This is a genomic window from Arthrobacter sp. 35W (assembly GCF_000482545.1).
Lineage (GTDB): Bacteria > Actinomycetota > Actinomycetes > Actinomycetales > Micrococcaceae > Specibacter.
Genome location: NZ_KI519455.1, coordinates 1,712,922 through 1,728,867, shown reverse-complemented (window position 1 = coordinate 1,728,867; position 15,946 = coordinate 1,712,922). Strand labels below are relative to the sequence as shown.

The 15,946-nt window shown below is 66.4% G+C and carries 12 protein-coding genes and 2 tRNA genes; 10 read left to right on the top strand and 4 right to left on the bottom strand.

What is annotated here, in order from left to right; genetic code table 11:
- Nucleotides 1-75: 75 nt before the first annotated feature.
- Nucleotides 76-2,226 (bottom strand): RecQ family ATP-dependent DNA helicase, encoded by a 2,151-nt coding sequence (locus K254_RS0119960; protein ID WP_051389434.1) that lies wholly within the window; start codon nucleotides 2,224-2,226, stop codon nucleotides 76-78.
- Nucleotides 2,227-2,306: 80 nt separating this feature from the next.
- Between K254_RS0119960 and K254_RS0119955 the strand changes: the two genes are divergently transcribed.
- The 4 genes from K254_RS0119955 (at nucleotide 2,307) to K254_RS0119940 (ending at nucleotide 6,044) form a co-directional block, all read left to right on the top strand.
- Entirely contained in the window at nucleotides 2,307-3,734 is a 1,428-nt protein-coding gene (locus tag K254_RS0119955) for a phosphomannomutase/phosphoglucomutase (RefSeq protein ID WP_026556831.1), read from the top strand.
- 32 nt (nucleotides 3,735-3,766) lie between these two features.
- Nucleotides 3,767-4,255: a hypothetical protein gene (locus K254_RS0119950; RefSeq protein WP_026556830.1), complete on the top strand. Its 489-nt coding sequence runs from the start codon at nucleotides 3,767-3,769 to the stop codon at nucleotides 4,253-4,255.
- A gap of 35 nt (nucleotides 4,256-4,290) precedes the next feature.
- A complete protein-coding gene (locus K254_RS0119945) occupies nucleotides 4,291-4,740 on the top strand; it encodes an RrF2 family transcriptional regulator (RefSeq protein WP_026556829.1) in 450 nt (149 codons plus the stop codon).
- Between the two features lie 107 nt (nucleotides 4,741-4,847).
- Nucleotides 4,848-6,044, top strand: a complete 1,197-nt coding sequence (locus tag K254_RS0119940) for a globin domain-containing protein (RefSeq protein WP_026556828.1) — start codon at nucleotides 4,848-4,850, stop codon at nucleotides 6,042-6,044.
- Between the two features lie 92 nt (nucleotides 6,045-6,136).
- Here K254_RS0119940 and K254_RS0119935 read toward each other — a convergent pair whose 3' ends face one another.
- Nucleotides 6,137-7,963, bottom strand: a complete 1,827-nt coding sequence (locus K254_RS0119935) for a phosphoenolpyruvate carboxykinase (GTP) (protein ID WP_026556827.1) — start codon at nucleotides 7,961-7,963, stop codon at nucleotides 6,137-6,139.
- Nucleotides 7,964-8,233: 270 nt separating this feature from the next.
- On the opposite strand from K254_RS0119935, the gene K254_RS0119930 reads away from it, so the two are divergent.
- Nucleotides 8,234-8,306, top strand: a tRNA-Arg gene (locus K254_RS0119930).
- A 162-nt stretch (nucleotides 8,307-8,468) separates the two neighbouring features.
- Nucleotides 8,469-8,541, top strand: a tRNA-Arg gene (locus K254_RS0119925).
- 65 nt (nucleotides 8,542-8,606) lie between these two features.
- Here the strand turns inward: K254_RS0119925 and K254_RS24410 are convergent.
- Together K254_RS24410 and K254_RS0119915 are read right to left on the bottom strand one after the other, a co-directional pair.
- On the bottom strand, nucleotides 8,607-9,050 hold the full coding sequence (locus tag K254_RS24410; protein ID WP_196811019.1) for a GNAT family N-acetyltransferase: 444 nt from the start codon (nucleotides 9,048-9,050) through the stop codon (nucleotides 8,607-8,609).
- A 107-nt stretch (nucleotides 9,051-9,157) separates the two neighbouring features.
- Nucleotides 9,158-9,889, bottom strand: a complete 732-nt coding sequence (locus K254_RS0119915; RefSeq protein WP_026556826.1) for a FadR/GntR family transcriptional regulator — start codon at nucleotides 9,887-9,889, stop codon at nucleotides 9,158-9,160.
- A 374-nt stretch (nucleotides 9,890-10,263) separates the two neighbouring features.
- Here K254_RS0119915 and K254_RS0119910 point away from each other — a divergent pair, with 374 nt between their 5' ends.
- The 4 genes from K254_RS0119910 to K254_RS0119895 all read left to right on the top strand — a co-directional run bounded on the left by K254_RS0119910 (nucleotide 10,264) and on the right by K254_RS0119895 (nucleotide 15,921).
- Nucleotides 10,264-11,892, top strand: a complete 1,629-nt coding sequence (locus tag K254_RS0119910) for an ABC transporter substrate-binding protein (RefSeq protein WP_231391924.1) — start codon at nucleotides 10,264-10,266, stop codon at nucleotides 11,890-11,892.
- Between the two features lie 115 nt (nucleotides 11,893-12,007).
- Nucleotides 12,008-12,964, top strand: coding sequence for an ABC transporter permease (locus tag K254_RS0119905; RefSeq protein ID WP_026556824.1), 957 nt, complete (start codon nucleotides 12,008-12,010; stop codon nucleotides 12,962-12,964).
- Between the two features lie 3 nt (nucleotides 12,965-12,967).
- The gene (locus tag K254_RS24405) at nucleotides 12,968-15,121 is read left to right on the top strand and encodes a dipeptide/oligopeptide/nickel ABC transporter permease/ATP-binding protein (RefSeq protein WP_051389433.1); all 2,154 of its coding nucleotides are present in this window, start codon (nucleotides 12,968-12,970) and stop codon (nucleotides 15,119-15,121) included.
- Nucleotides 15,118-15,921 (top strand): ATP-binding cassette domain-containing protein, encoded by an 804-nt coding sequence (locus K254_RS0119895; RefSeq protein ID WP_026556823.1) that lies wholly within the window; start codon nucleotides 15,118-15,120, stop codon nucleotides 15,919-15,921. The genes K254_RS24405 and K254_RS0119895 overlap by 4 nt, the downstream gene beginning before the upstream one ends.
- Nucleotides 15,922-15,946: the final 25 nt, after the last annotated feature.

Here is a 15,946-nt window from a genome sequence, read left to right as displayed (position 1 = left end):
CGCAGTTCCCCGTTGACGACGCAGTAGTAGTCATGTCTCAAGCGGGGAACTGCGTCCCCGTTGGGGAGCTCGCGCCTAGCCGGCCTGGGCGAGGACGAGGGGCAGGACCTGGCCGACGCCGGCGTGGCGGAGGGCGCGGCCGGCGATGGTCAGGGTCCAGCGGCTGTCCACGAGGTCGTCAATGAGCAGCACCGGCTGGCCGGCAATCTGCTGCAGGTTCTCGGCCAGGGCCTCCCCCACGCTCATGCGGTCCCAGACGCCGGCGAGGCGGTAGGCGCTGTTTCCGCCGCGCTGGCCGGACGGGCCGCCAAATTTCAGCTCCAGCTCACCCAGGTACGGCAGGCGTCCCACGGAGGCGATGCCTTCGGCCAGTGAGCGCACCAGCTCCGGCTTGCTGCGCGACGGCATGGACACCACGGCCGCCGGCCGGCCCTCGCCGCTCCAGCCGCCCACGCCCCAATCGCGCAGCACCGCCACGCAGGCCGCCAGCATGCCCGGATCGATGGGGGCATCCGGCGCTCCGGCTGCGAAGAGCGAGCGCAGGGCCGTGCCCCAGCCAAGGTCCGTCATGCGGGCCAGTACACGCCCGCCGCCGCTGAGATCCCCGGCGGCCAGCTTCCCCTTCACCGGCACGCCCAGGCGGTCCATGCCGCTGGGCCACTGCAGCCGCGGCTCCAGCAGCAGTCCGGCCCGGCTGAGGGTCTCCCCCGCCACCGCCACGGCGGCGCCGTCCACGGCGTCGGAGAACCAGCGCCCGGCGCAGTTGTCGCAGCGCCCGCACGGGGCGGCCGTCTCGTCGTCGAGCGCCTTGGCCAGAAACTCCATCCGGCAAACGTTTCCGCGCTCGTACTCGATCATGGAATCCTGCTCGTCCACGCGGGCCTGGGCGATGCGCGCATAGCGCTCGGCGTCGTAGACCCACGGGCGCCCGGTGGAGGTCCAGCCACCGCCCACGCGCTCCACCGCACCGTCCACGGCGAGCACCTTCAGCAGCAGCTCCAGCGGGGTGCGGCGCAGATCCACGCGCGCCTCCAGGGCCACCGTGGACAGGGCCTTGCCGGCGTCGGCCAGCGTGTCCAGCACGGCGGCGGCCTTTTCCTGCGAGGGCATGGAGGCGGTGGCAAAGTACGCCCAGATGTCCTTGTCTTCGCGCCCGGGCAGCAGCAGGACGTCGGCATTGGCCGAGCCACGGCCGGCACGGCCCACCTGCTGGTAGTAGGCCACGGGCGACGACGGCGCCCCCAGGTGGACCACGAAGCCCAGGTCCGGCTTGTCGAAGCCCATGCCCAGGGCGCTGGTGGCCACCAATGCCTTGACCTGGTTGTCCTTGAGCTGCTGTTCGGCGGATTCGCGGTCCATCGGATCCGTGCGGCCCGTGTAGCTGAGCACCTTGTGCCCGGCCTCGGCCAGCAGCCGGGCGGTGTCCTCCGCCGCGGACACCGTCAGCGTGTAGATGATGCCGCTGCCCGGAAGCTCGGCGAGGTGCGTCAGCAGCCAGCCCAGGCGGTCGCGGGAATCGGCGAGCCGCAGCACGCCCAGCCGCAGCGATTCGCGGGCCAGGGCGCCGCGGATGGTGAACACGCCGGCGCCCAGCTGCTCCTCGATGTCCGCCACCACGCGGGAGTTGGCGGTGGCGGTGGTCGCCAGCACGGGCACCGTGTCCGGCAGCTGGCCGATGAGATCGGCGATGCGGCGGTAGTCGGGGCGGAAGTCGTGGCCCCAGTCCGAGATGCAGTGGGCCTCGTCAATCACCAGCAGGCCGGTGCGGCGGATCAGATCGGGCAGCTGGTTTTCCCGGAAGGAGGGGTTGGTCAACCGCTCCGGGGAGACCAGCAGCACGTCCACCTCATCGGCGGCCAAGGCATCGCGGACCAGATCCCAGTCGGTGGCATTGGCGGAGTTGATGGCCATGGCCCGCACTCCGGCGCGCTCGGCTGCTGCCACCTGGTCCCGCATCAGGGCCAGCAGCGGGGACACGATCAGCGTGGGGCCCGCACCGCGGGCGCGCAGCAGCAGCGAGGAGACGAAGTACACAGCCGACTTCCCCCAGCCGGTGCGCTGGACCACCAGGGCCCGCTTGCCGCCGTCGACGAGCGCCTCGATGGCCTCGAACTGGCCGTCATGGAACCGGGCGGCCTCGTTCCCCACCAGACGGCGGAGCACGTCCAGGGCCTGTCCGTAGGTGGGGATCGTGTCAGTGGGGCTGGCTGCAGCAGGCTGGGTCATCCCCCCAGTATCCCAGCCTGCTCTGACACTTCCGGGGAGTGCGGCGAAGGCTGTGGATAAGCTCCCGGTACCATGGAGGCGTGAGCAGCGTAGATAACACCACCATTGACCTGTCTGAATCCTTCAAGGCCTATGACGTGCGGGGCCTCGTGGGCGAGACCATCACGGCCGAGTCGGTCAAGGCCGTCGGCGCCGCCTTTGTCGACGTCCTGGGCCTGAACGGGTCAACGGTGCTGGTCGGCGGGGACATGCGCCCCTCCTCCCCCGAATTCGCCGCGGCCTTCGCCGCCGGCGCCACCACCCGCGGCGCCAACGTCACGCTGCTGGACCTGATCTCCACCGACGAACTCTACTTCGCCTCCGGGTCCCTGGACGCCGCCGGCGTCGTCTTCACCGCCAGCCACAACCCGGCCGAATACAACGGCATCAAGATGTCCAAGGCCGGCGCCGTGCCGCTGTCCTCCGAGACCGGGCTGGATGACATCCGCGCCGTCGCCCAGCTCTACCTGGCCGGGGGCATCCCCTCCGCCGAGTCCGCCGGCTTGACCACCGGCACCATCGGCGTGCGCGACGTCCTGAAGGACTACGCCCAATACCTGCGCTCCCTCGTGGACCTGGCCGGCTCGCGCCCGCTGAAGATCGTCGTCGACGCCGGCAACGGCATGGCCGGCATGACCACCCCCGCCGTGCTGGGCGGGGAGCTGCTGGATGCGCTGCCGTTTGAGATCGTCCCGCTGTACTTCGAGCTCGACGGCTCCTTCCCGAACCACCCGGCCAACCCGCTGGAGCCGGAGAACCTGCGCGACCTGCAGGCCGCCGTCATCGCCCACGGCGCGGACATCGGCCTGGCCTTCGACGGCGACGCGGACCGCTGCTTCGTCATCGACGAGCTCGGCGCCCCCGTCTCCCCCTCCGCCGTCACCGCCCTGGTGGCCCGCCGCGAGATCGCCCGGGCCAGGGCCGCCGGCGAGCAGACCCCGGTCATCATCCACAACCTCATCACCTCCCGCGCCGTGCCCGAGCTGGTCCTCGCCGACGGCGGACGCCCGGTCCGCACCCGCGTGGGCCACTCCTTCATCAAGGCCGTCATGGCCGAGGAGGGCGCCGTGTTCGGCGGCGAGCACTCCGCGCACTACTACTTCCGCGACTTCTACAACGCCGACACCGGCATGCTGGCGGCCATGCACGTCCTCGCCGCCCTGGGCGAGCAGGACGGGCCGCTGTCGGAGCTGGGCCGCGAATACGAGCCCTACACCTCCTCCGGGGAGATCAACTCCAAGCTGGCCGACGTGCCGGCCGCCGTGGCACGCGTCCGCGCAGCCTACGACCGGCCCGGCGTCAGCGTGGACGAGATGGACGGCCTGACCTTCACCGCCGACAACGGCGAGTGGTGGTTCAACCTGCGCGCCTCCAACACCGAGCCGTTCCTGCGCCTGAACGCCGAGGCCGTGGACCCGGCCACCATGGCCGGTCTGCGCGACGACGTGCTGGCCCTCGTCCGCGCCTAACCGCACGGCATCCCTCAAGAGAGCACTGAACCATGGAAGCGGTGAACGGCATGGCCGACGAGACCACTGTGAGCGAAGAAACCATCCAGGACGACCTCAACAAGCTGGTCGGCACGGCCCTGGGCCTGGCCCAGGAGCAGCTTGAGCAGCACGGGGCCTTCCTGCCGGTCGCCCTGGTGGTGGCCGCCGACGGCGAAGTCCAGCTGGTGGCCGTCGGCCCCGGGGAAGATCCCGACAGTGCAGACGGCGTCGAGCCCGAGCTCGACGCCGACGCAATGATCGCCGACCTCTACGAGGTGCTGCGCCAGCAGCGGGCGGGCAACCGCGCCGCAGCAGTGGTCTGCGACATCCACCTGCCGGACGAGAACAGCGATGCCATCCATGTGGTGGCCGAGCACAGCGGCGGAGTCTCCATTGCCGCAGTCCAGCCGTACACGCCCCCAGCTGAGGCCGAGGCAGAGGCAGGATTCACCTTTGCCGATCCCATCTGGGAGCCCGGCGAGAAGCTCGTCTGGTCCTGATGACCTCCCCGTCGTGGCAACAGGGCGGTTGATCCGTGCGCCTCACCGCATTTTCCGATGTCTGCCTACGGGTGCTCATGGTGCTGTGCGCGGACCCCGGGGCTGAGCTCTCCACCACCAAGGAGCTCGCCGAGGCCGTGGGGACGCCCTACAACCATGTCAGCAAGGCCGTACTCAAACTGCGCAACCTCGGCCTGGTGGAGGCCGTCCGGGGGCGCTCCGGCGGTGTCCGGATCAGCACGGCCGGGATGTCTGCATCGGTGGGCTCGCTGCTGCGCACCCTCGATGAGCGCCAGGATGTCGCCGAGTGCCTTTCGGCCAACGGCGACTGCCCCCTCCTCGACGGCTGCGGGCTGCGCGGGGCGCTGGCCCGGGCCCGCGAGGCCTTCTATGCCGAGCTGGACCCGGTGGTGGTTTCCAGCCTGGCGCCGGCCCGGCGCCACGGCCCCGTTCCTGTGACCTTGGGCACGCACCGGCCGGAGTAGGCCCGCAAAATCAATGCTTTTTCTACAAACCGTAGAAGTTTGGATTTAAATACGCATTTCAGATGCTACTTTGAAGGAGTCATACACCTTCCACCCAAGGAGCACCGATGCTCTCCGAGAAATCCCGCCCCATCATTGAGGCAACGCTGCCGCTGGTCGGATCACGTCTGGGCGCCATCACCCCGAACTTCTACAGCCGGCTCTTTGCTGCCCACCCGGAACTCCTGGACGGCCTGTTCAGCAGGGCCAACCAGAACAATGGTGAGCAGCAGAAGGCACTGGCCGGCTCCATTGCGGCCTTCGCCGGCGCACTGGTGGCCAATCCGGACCTGCTCCCGGAGGCCATGCTCAGCCGCATCGCCAACAAGCACACCTCTCTGGGCATCGCCGAGGACCAGTACCAGGTGGTCTACACCCACCTCTTTGGCGCCATCGCCGAGGAGTTGGCCGATGTCATCACCGCTGAGATCGCTGCAGCCTGGACCGAGGTCTACTGGCTGATGGCCAACGCGCTGATCACCCTGGAGAAGGGACTGTATGCGCGCCAGGCCAACGACAAGATGTTCACGCCATGGACGGTGGTGGAAAAGAACGCCGCCGGCACCGCCAGTATGACGTTCGTGCTGGAACCGGCCGATGACACCCCGGCCACGAGCGCCCGCCCGGGCCAGTTTGTGTCAGTCCGGGTGGCCCTGCCGGACGGTCTGCGCCAGTGCCGCCAGTACTCGCTCTCCGCCGACGCCGAGTCCACCAGCCGGCGCGTGTTCACCACCAAGCTCGACGACGGCGGCGAGGTCTCCCCCGCCCTGCACCACAACGTCGTCGTCGGCGATGTCCTGGAGCTGTCCAACCCCTATGGTGACGTCACACTGGAGCCGGGCGACGGCCCACTGGTCTTCGCCACTGCCGGCATCGGCTGCACGCCGTCGGCCTCCGCCCTGCGGTCGCTGGCCAGCGCCGGGTCGGAGCGGGAGATCATCGTGCTCCACGCCGAAAAGAACCTTCAGGCATGGGCCCTGCGCGAACAGATGAGTGCCGACATCGCCGCCCTGGACGGCGCGATCCTCAGGCTCTGGCTTGAGGAGCCCGCGCAGGATCCCCTGCCGCAGGCCGCCGAAGGGCTCCACCACGGGTTCATGTCACTGCAGGGCATGGAGCTTCCCGCCGACGCCACTGTCTATGTCTGCGGGCCGCTGCCCTTCATGAAGGCGATTCGCAGCCAGGCGATCGACGCCGGCATCCCCGCGGCCAAGATCCGCTACGAGGTCTTTGGCCCGGACCTCTGGCTGGCCGGCGCCAACTAACCCCGCAACCAACTAGGTGACAGTTATCGCACGTTCCGAGGCTCGGAATGTGCGATAGCTGTCACCTAGTTGGGGCTGCCGGTCTAGACCACTCAGCCGAGGCGGGTCTTGAGGCCCTCGAGCTCGTTGAGCAGCTCCTCCGGCAGCGAGCTGCCAAAGCGGCGGTACCACTCGTCAATGCTGTCCAGCTCCGCCTCCCACTCCAGCGGGTCCACGCGGACGGCCTCTTCGACGTCGGCCTCGGTCAGGTCCAGACCACTGATGTCCAGCGAACCGGCGGCCGGGATGAAGCCGATTGGAGTCTCGACGGCGTCTGCGGTGCCTTCGATGCGCTCGATGGCCCACTTGAGCACCCGGGCGTTGTCGCCGAATCCGGGCCAGGCGAAGGAGCCGTCGCCCTTGCGGCGGAACCAGTTCACCAGGAAGATCTTCGGCAGCTTGGCCTGGTCCGCACTCTTGCTCAGCGCGATCCAGTGCTTGAGGTAGTCGCCTGCGTCGTAGCCGATGAACGGCAGCATGGCCATCGGGTCGCGGCGCACCACGCCGACGGCGCCGGCAGCGGCGGCGGTGGTCTCCGAGGACAGCGTGGAGCCCATGAAAATGCCATTGGCCCAGTCGCGGGATTCGGTGACCAGCGGGATGGTGGTCTTGCGGCGGCCGCCGAAGAGGATGGCCGAGATCGGCACGCCTTCGGGGTCGGTGAACTCATCGGCAATCATGTCGATCTGGTCGATCGGCGTGCAGAAGCGCGAGTTCGGGTGGGCCGCTGGGGTCGCGGAATCCGGCGTCCAGGAGTTGCCCTGCCAATCAACCAGGTGGGCGGGGACCTCCTCGGTCATGCCCTCCCACCAGACACCGCCGTCGTCGGTCAGGGCGACATTGGTGAAGATCGAGTTGCCCCGGGCGATGGCCCGCATGGCGTTCGGGTTGGTGTGCCAGCCGGTGCCAGGTGCCACGCCGAACAGGCCCATTTCCGGGTTGATGGCGCGCAGCTGGCCTTCGGAGTCGAAGCGCATCCAGGCGATGTCATCACCCAGGGTCTCCACCTCCCAGCCATCGATGGTGGGGTCCAGCAGGGCCAGGTTGGTCTTGCCGCAGGCGGAGGGGAACGCCGCGGTGACGTAGTGGGTCTTCTTCGCCGGGGAGGTGAGCTTGAGGATGAGCATGTGCTCGGCCAGCCAACCCTCATCGTGGGCCATGACCGAGGCGATGCGCAGGGCGAAGCACTTCTTGCCCAGCAGTGCGTTGCCGCCGTAGCCGGAGCCGAAGGAGAAGATGGAGCGCTCCTCGGGGAAGTGCACAATCCACTTTTCATCGCTGCACGGCCAGGCGACATCGGCCTGGACATCGGCCAGCGGCATGCCCACGGAGTGCAGGGCCGGAACGTAGAAGGCGTCCAGCTCTTCCATGCGGCGCAGGACGGCGGTGCCGATGCGGGCCATGATGCGCATCGAGGCCACCACGTAGGCGCTGTCGGTGATCTCGACGCCGAACTTGGGGTCTTTGGCATCAAGGTGCCCCATGACGAACGGGATGACGTACATGGTGCGGCCGCGCATGGATCCGGCGAAGAGGCCGTCCAGCTTGGCCTTCATGGCGGAGGGCTCCATCCAGTTGTTGGTGAAGCCGGCGTCGCGCTCGTTCTTGGAGCAGATGAACGTCTGCTCCTCCACGCGGGCAACGTCCTTCGGGTCCGAGAACGCGGCGAACGAGTTCGGGAACTGCCCCTCATCCAGCTTGACCAGCGTGCCGGCCGCTACCAGGGCATCCGTCAGTGCGCGGTTCTCCGCTTCGGAACCATCAACCCAGTGGATTGCATCCGGCTGGGTCAGCGTTGCGACCTCGGCTACCCATGCTGCCAGGCGGCGGTGCGTCGTCGGTGCATGTTCAACAATCTGCTGCGCTGAGGCGTGGCCCATGGTGTTTCCCTTCGGTGGGTCAGTGGTGTGTTTCAAATGTAGGGGCGCTCGACGGCGGCTTCCGGGGGCCGGACATGGGATCTTATGGCTTGCCAGAATTGAAAAACCCCTAGATTCCGGGGTTTTCCATTTCGGGGCGGACTCAAAATTGTGATCTAACTCACGTAGACCGGTCTAGTGTGGGGCGGAACACATGGCCCCTGGTTTGTCCTGCCGATCGAAACAGGTTAGAGTTGTTCCCGGCCCGAGAGCCGAAAGAAAACAAAATAGGCGTGCGTAGCTCAACGGATAGAGCATCTGACTACGGATCAGAAGGTTGGGGGTTCGAATCCCTTCGCGCGCACTTTGAGGAAAAGCCCGCTGGATCCACTGGATCAAGCGGGCTTTTTCGTTGTCCAATGGACCGGTTCCAGCCCTCCCACAGCGGGCCGCAGGGACCGTGGTTCAACGTTGGTGAAAAAGTACGCTAGAGTAGTTCCCGGCCTTGTTGCCGAAAACCAAATAGGCGTGCGTAGCTCAACGGATAGAGCATCTGACTACGGATCAGAAGGTTGGGGGTTCGAATCCCTTCGCGCGCACTTTGAGGAAAAGCCCGCTGGATCCACTGGATCCGGCGGGCTTTTTCGTCATTCAATCCGGCCAGTCAGCCAGCATCGTCCATCAGCGCCTTCGCCCAGCTCTGGCGCTCCACCTGGACCAGCGTGGCCACACCGTCCTCATTGAGCGAGGCATAGGAATAGCCGCTGGGCTCCCCCACAGGCAGCCAGCCCAGCGCGGCGTACAGCCTGGCCGCGGCGCCATTGCCGGCGTCGACCTCCAAGACCAGAAGCTCGGCCCCTTGCTCGGCGGCCAGGGACTCTGCGGCCGCCACCAGGGCCGTGCCGATCCCGCGGCGGCGCCACAACGGCTCCACGGCCAGATCGCGGAGCACCGGCGCCAGCGGCCAGTCGGAGGACTCCCCCGGCGCCGCCAGCACCACCGATCCCACAACAGCGCCCAGGACGCGTGCCGTCAGCAGCGCACAGCCCGGTCCAGCCTCCTGCCGGGAAATCTCCACCGGGTCCATGGCCCCATCTGACCACACCATGGACCCGCCCCGGCCGCACCACGTCCGAAGAGAACGCAAAAGCGCCGCTGCCATGCCCTTGAGGCACGACGGCGGCGCTGATGGCCGGGCGAAATGGAGTGCTGCCGCTAGGGCAGGCCGACAACCTCGGCGATGCGGTTGCGGATGCCGTCGAAGTGCCGGTTGAGCAGTTCGGCGGCCAGAATCTTGTCGCCGGCCTTGACGGCGGTGAAGATGGCGCGGTGCACGGCGGCAATGGCCAGCAGGTCCGGATCACCGGCGTCGATTTCCGCGTGGATCTTGCGGTAGACCTTCCAAAAGACGCCCATCAGGTTGGCCAGCAGGTCATTGGCCAACGGCTCAAAGAGCAGCGAGTGGAACTCGGCGTCGGCCTCGGTGAAGTTTTCACCCTTGGCAGCCAGAGCCTCCATCCGGGCCACCGCGGCTTCAATGGCGGTATGCTGCTCCGCCGTCATCATGTCCATGGAGCTGCCGATCAGCCCCGATTCCAGCGCCTGGCGGATGTCAACCAGCTGCTGTGCCTCAATGCCCTGGTGGCGCAGCGACAGGCGCCCGCGGAACGTAAGGCCGTCTGCCATGGCGTCGAAGTTGCTCGGCGCAACGAACATGCCAAAGCCGTGGCGGATCTCTATGACGCCCAGCGCCTGCAGCACCTTGAGCGACTCGCGCAGGGTGTTGCGGCCGACGCCCAGGGCAAGCGAGAGCTCGTTTTCGGTCGGCAGTGCGTCCCCGGCCTCCAGCTCGCGGTCAAGGATCAGCTCCATGATGTCCGACTGCAGTGCCCTCAAACGTGCCTGCGCGCTGAAACGCGCCTGCGGTGCGGCTGTCGATGCTGCCATCGGTGCTCCTTTATAGCGGCCTTGCGCCACGGGATCCGAGCGGTGCGGAACCCTGTGGGCGATGGTGCCTTCGGTGTAAAGTTGGGCAAGTCATCCGTACCCAAAAAAGTGATCTAGCACATATGATATCGGATGTCCGACGACTAGAATAGGCACGGCGTGGCGCGCCCTCCTCGGATTTCTCCGGCAGAACCGCCGCCACTCAGGAACGTGCTTAAGAACCCGCCGCCGCGACCCCGTCGCCAGGTGCCGCTCGTAACCGATTTGTAATCCGAATCGCACTTGACCAATCACTGTGACGCCTCTTACAGTTTATTGACAAGCATCGGACGTCCTACATCCGATAACCAACTTACGAAATGGTGAGTCCCACAATGAGCAACACTCTTGAGAACCTGCCTTTGATCAAGGATGCTTCCCGCCGCAGCTTTTTGAAGGTTGCCGGCGTCCTTGGTACTGCGACGGCCTTTGCCGGTACGCTTGCCGCCTGCGGCTCCTCGTCGACGTCGACGGGCACCACCGCAGCCACCACCGCTGCCGTCAACAAGGACCTGACCATCGAGGCAGGCATCTCCTACTCGCTCTCGACGGGCTTCGACCCGATGTCTTCCTCGGGTGCAACCCCGATGGCCGCAAACCTGCACATCTTCGAGGGCCTCGTTGAGCTCCACCCGGCCACCCGCGAGCCGTACAACGCTCTGGCCGCCGCCGACCCCAAGAAGGTCGACGACCTGACCTACCAGGTCACCCTCCGCGACGGTGCAACCTTCCACGATGGCACCCCGGTGACCACCGACGACGTCGTCTACTCCTTCACCCGCGTGCTGGACCCGGCCAACAAGGCCCTGTTCGCCCAGTTCATCTTCTTCCTGGACACCGTCACGGCCGTTGACGCCAAGACCGTCGAGTTCAAGCTGAAGACCCCGTTCGCCGGCTTCGGCCCGCGCATCTCCGTCGTCAAGGTTGTCCCGAAGGCCCTGGCCTCGGCAGATCAGAAGGCATTCGACGCCAAGCCCGTCGGCACCGGCCCGTACAAGTTCGTCTCCGCCGCCAAGGACGACAAGATCGTCTTTGAGCGCTTCGAGGCCTACAACGGCCCCAAGCCGGCTCTGGCCAAGTCCATGACCTGGTTCCTGCTCTCCGATGCAGCCGCCCGCGTCACCGCCGTCCAGTCCGGCCGTGTCCAGGCCATCGAGGACGTCCCCTACCTGGACGTTGACTCGCTCAAGTCCAAGGTCAGCGTCGAGTCCGTGCAGTCCTTCGGCCTGCTGTTCCTGATGTTCAACCTCTCCAAGGCTCCCTTCGACAAGAAGGAAGTCCGCCAGGCACTGCACTACGCCCTGGACAAGGAAACCATCATCAAGACGGCGCTGCTGGGCAACGCCACCGCCGCCACCTCCTACTTCCAGCAGGGCCACCCGTCCTACTCGAAGGCTTCCACGGTCTATGGCTACGACGCAGAGAAGGCCAAGTCCCTGCTGGCCTCCGCCGGTGTCAAGGACCTGTCCCTGACGTTGAACACCACCGACACCGCCTGGGTCAAGGACGTCGGACCGCTGATCAAGAAGAACTGGGATGCCATTGGCATCAACACCACCCTGGAGCCGCTGGCTTCCTCGGCCCTGTACGGACCGGACAAGGTTGGCGGCCTGAAGTACGACGTCGTGGCCGCCCCCGGCGACCCCTCCGTCTTCGGCAACGACGCTGACGTTCTCCTCAGCTGGTGGTTCCGTGGCGACACCTGGGCCAAGAACCGCTTCGCCTGGAGCACCACCCCGGAGTACGCCACGGTCCAGACCAAGCTGAACGAGGCTGCACAGGCCACCGGCGACAAGCAGAAGACCCTGTACAAGGAGATCGTGGACATCATCGCCGAAGAGGCGCCGCTGTACCCGATCTTCCACCGCAAGCTGCCGTCCGCTTGGGACAGCAAGAAGCTTGCCGGTTTCCAGCCGCTGCCGACCACGGGCGTGAGCTTCGTGGGCGTGGGCCGCACCGCGTAGCAACACAGCACGACACAGACCAGAGGGGCTGTGGCCTTTCGGCCATGGCCCCTCTGGTCTAAAACCACAAATCCTATGATGCAGGACACACTGCTAATAGAACCGGAGAAGTAAATTGGTAATGTTTTTGCGACTGCTGGGACGCCGGCTCGCAGCACTTCCGCTGATGATCCTGGGTGTCACCCTGTTGGTCTTCGTGGTGCTGCAGTTCGCCCCAGGCGACCGTGCCGTTGCGGCTCTTGGCGAAGGCGCCTCCCCCGAGGCCCTCGCCCAGTTCCGTGCTGAAAACGGACTCAACGACCCGTTGTTCCTGCAGTACTTCCGGTACTTGGGCAACCTGGTCACTCTGAACTTCGGCAACACCCTGCCGCCGCAGAAGCCCATCACCGAGGTTATTGCCGGCGCCTTCCCCCTGACGCTGCAGCTCACCTTCGTGGGTGTCCTGATCGCCGTCGTCCTGGCCCTGGTCTTCGGTGTGTTGGCCGCGCTGTACCGCGACACCTGGGTTGACCAGCTGGTGCGCGTGTTCTCCATCGCCGCCATCGCCACTCCGTCCTTCTGGCTCGGCATCCTGCTCATCCAGTGGTTCGCCCTGGGCACCGACTCCATCTTCCCCTCGGGTGGTCTGGCCGATCCGGCCGACGGCTTCGTTGGCTGGCTGAAGTCCATGGCGCTGCCGGCACTGGCTCTGGCCATCCCGGTCTCCGCCTCCCTGATCCGCGTGGTCCGCACCTCGATGGTTGAAGAGCTGGACCGCGACTACGTCCGTACGGCCATCGGCAACGGTGTCCCCTACCGCACCGTGGTGTCCCGCAATGTGCTCCGCAACGCCCTCGTCACCCCGGTGACGGTGCTGGGTCTGCGCGTGGGCTACCTGCTCGGCGGCGCCGTCGTGATTGAAATGATCTTCTCCCTGCCTGGCATGGGACAGCAGATCCTCAACGGCATCACCAACAAGGACACCAACCTCGTCCAGGGTGTTGTCCTTGTCATCGCCGTGACCTTCGTTTTGGTCAACATCCTGGTGGATCTTCTCTACCTGCTCATCAATCCCCGAATCAGGACGGTCTAAGTCATGCGCAGCAAACTTGCCGAACGGTTGAGCGCCCCCGGATTGCGATTCAAGGCTCTTGCCCTGGGATCGAAAATTGCCCTGCTCTTCCTTCTTTTCATCATCATCGTGGCAATCTTTGCCCCCCTCATCGCACCGCACGATCCCCTGGCCTCGGACATCCCGGCCCAGGCGCCCAGTGTGGACCACCTGTTCGGAACGGACCGCATCGGCCGTGACGTGTTCTCCCGCCTCGTCTTCGGTGCCCGCGCATCGCTGATGATCGGCCTCGGCGCCGTCGCCCTGGCCATCGTTGTCGGCGCGACCCTCGGCTCCATTGCCGCCACCGCGTCCAAGAACGTCGCTGAGGTCATCATGCGCCTCATGGACATCCTGATGGCCTTCCCGGGCATCGCCCTGGCCGCCGTGCTGCTGGCTTCCTTTGGCAACTCGGTCCCCACGATCATCGTGGCCATCGCCATCATCTACACGCCGCAGATCGCCCGTGTGGTCCGCGCCAACGTGCTCTCCCAGTACGGCGAGGACTATGTCCGTGCCGAAAAGGTCATGGGCGCCAGCGTTCCGTTCATCCTGATCAAGCACATCATCCGCAACACCGCCGCCCCGGTGCTGGTGTTCGCAACGGTGATGGTGGCCGACGCCATCATCCTGGAAGCCTCGCTGTCCTTCCTGGGCGCCGGCATCCAGGACCCCGATCCGTCCTGGGGCAACGTCATCTCCTACGGCCGCAACCTGGTCCTCTCCGGCGGCTGGTGGGCAACCACCTTTGCCGGTCTGACCATCCTGCTGACCGTGCTGGCCCTGAACATCCTGGCCGAGGGCCTGACCGATGCCATGGTCAACCCGAAGCTGCGCAAGGCTCCCAAGGTCTCCGACGACGACGGTTCCGCCGCCGCCATCGCCGCCAAGGGCGTGGACACCGAGATCGGCACCTCGCCGACGGCAGTCTCCATTGTGGAAACCCACGAGCTGGACCGGCTGGACACCCCGCTGCACTCCGAACTGGACGACGCCGAAGCGGCAGCCAGCGCCATCAAGGACCCGGTCCTGGCCGCTGCCAACCCGTTCGCCCTGCTGGACCACGAGCTGACCCTGCTGCGCGACATCGAGGCCAAGCGCACCGACCGCCTGCCCCAGGTTGGCGCCGGCGCCCGCAATGTTCTGGAGGTCAAGAACCTCTCCATCCGCTTCCCGGAGCGCTACGGCGACATCGCCATCGTGGACAACGTGTCCTTCACCGTCCGCGAGGGCGAGACCATGGGTCTGGTGGGCGAGTCCGGCTGCGGCAAGTCCATCTCCTCCCTGGCGATCATGGGCCTGCTGCCCAAGTCCGCCCAGGTCACCGGGTCCATCAAGTTCGATGGCAAGGAACTGCTGAACCCGGTCACGAAGCACTCCGACGTCAAGGCCTACGAGGGCCTGCGCGGCGAGCAGATTGCCATGGTCTACCAGGATGCGCTCAGCTCGCTGAACCCGTCCATGCTGATCAAGGACCAGATGCTGCAGCTCACCAACCGCGGTGGCCGCAAGACCCCCGCCGAGCTGCTGGAACTGGTGAAGCTGGATCCGGTCCGCACGCTCAAGAGCTACCCGCACGAGCTCTCCGGTGGACAGCGCCAGCGTGTGCTGATCGCCATGGCGCTCTCCCGCTCACCGAAGATCGTCGTCGCCGATGAGCCGACGACGGCGCTGGACGTCACCGTCCAGAAGCAGGTTGTCGATCTGCTCAACGAGCTGCGCGAGCAGCTGGGCTTCGCGATGGTGTTCGTCAGCCACGACCTGGCCCTGGTGGCCTCGCTGGCCCACCGGATCACCGTCATGTACGCCGGCCAGGTGGTGGAATCCGCACAGGCTTCCGAGCTGCTGCAGAACCCGACCCACGAGTACACCCGCGGCCTGCTGGGCGCCGTGCTCTCGATCGAGGCCGACGCCGCGCGTCTGCACCAGATCCCCGGCACCGTTCCCTCCCCGCGCGAGTTCGCCCCCGGCGACCGTTTCGCCAGCCGCTCGCTGCGTGCCGGCGCGGACCCCAACCAGAAGCTGGCGTTCACCAAGCTGGGCGGCGCGAGCGAAGGCACGGACCACTTCTGGGCCAGCCACCTCAAGAAGGATGCCCCGGCAGCAGCCGCGATTGAAACCCAGGTAGGTGCCAAATGAGCAACGCAACCACCCCCGTCATTGAACTGAAGGACCTGCACGTCCACCACCGGACCCGTTCCGGCGGCCTGTTCAAGCCGAACTACGTCAAGGCCGTCAACGGTGTTGACTTCACCGTCAGCCGCGGCGAGACGGTGGGCATCGTGGGCGAGTCCGGCTGTGGCAAGTCCACGCTGGCCTCCGTGCTGGTGGGTCTGCAGACGCCGACCTCCGGCGAGGTGCTCTTCCATGGCAAGCCCGCCATCAAGCGCAACGCCGCCATGCGCAAGGAATTCGGCCGTTCCGTCTCAGTGGTCTTCCAGGACCCGGCAACGGCGCTGAACCCGCGCATGACCATCCACGACATCCTCACGGACCCCCTGCAGGTCCACGGCATTGGCACGGCGGCCTCCCGCTCGGCCAAGGTCAAGGAACTGCTGGCCCTGGTGGGTCTGCCGCAGTCCGCGGCCGAGGTCACGCCGTCGCAGGTCTCCGGTGGCCAGCGCCAGCGTGTGGCCATCGCCCGCGCCCTGGCCCTGGGCCCGGACCTGATCGTGGCGGATGAGCCCACCTCCGCACTGGACGTCTCCGTCCGCGCCCAGGTGCTCAACCTGCTCTCGGATCTGAAGAAGGAACTGAACCTGGGCATGGTCTTCATCAGCCATGACATCCAGACCGTCCGCTACGTCTCCGACCGCATCTGCGTCATGTACTACGGCCAGATCGTCGAGCAGGGTTCCGCGGAGCAGATCTTCGACAACCCGAGCAACGACTACACGAAGAAGCTGCTCGGCGCCGCGCCGTCGCTCCTTCACATCTAGCTTCCCCCGCAAGATTTTTCACCTA

What these genes read in the sequence shown, in the direction of transcription:
- K254_RS0119910 (WP_231391924.1), top strand. Translation starts at nt 10,264, where the DNA reads ATGAGCAACACTCTTGAGAACCTGCCTTTGATCAAGGATGCTTCCCGC.
- K254_RS0119895 (WP_026556823.1), top strand. Translation starts at nt 15,118, where the DNA reads ATGAGCAACGCAACCACCCCCGTCATTGAACTGAAGGACCTGCACGTC.
- K254_RS24410 (WP_196811019.1), bottom strand. Translation starts at nt 9,050, where the DNA reads ATGGTGTGGTCAGATGGGGCCATGGACCCGGTGGAGATTTCCCGGCAG.
- K254_RS0119950 (WP_026556830.1), top strand. Translation starts at nt 3,767, where the DNA reads ATGGAAGCGGTGAACGGCATGGCCGACGAGACCACTGTGAGCGAAGAA.
- K254_RS24405 (WP_051389433.1), top strand. Translation starts at nt 12,968, where the DNA reads ATGCGCAGCAAACTTGCCGAACGGTTGAGCGCCCCCGGATTGCGATTC.
- K254_RS0119960 (WP_051389434.1), bottom strand. Translation starts at nt 2,226, where the DNA reads ATGACCCAGCCTGCTGCAGCCAGCCCCACTGACACGATCCCCACCTAC.
- K254_RS0119915 (WP_026556826.1), bottom strand. Translation starts at nt 9,889, where the DNA reads ATGGCAGCATCGACAGCCGCACCGCAGGCGCGTTTCAGCGCGCAGGCA.
- K254_RS0119935 (WP_026556827.1), bottom strand. Translation starts at nt 7,963, where the DNA reads ATGGGCCACGCCTCAGCGCAGCAGATTGTTGAACATGCACCGACGACG.
- K254_RS0119940 (WP_026556828.1), top strand. Translation starts at nt 4,848, where the DNA reads ATGCTCTCCGAGAAATCCCGCCCCATCATTGAGGCAACGCTGCCGCTG.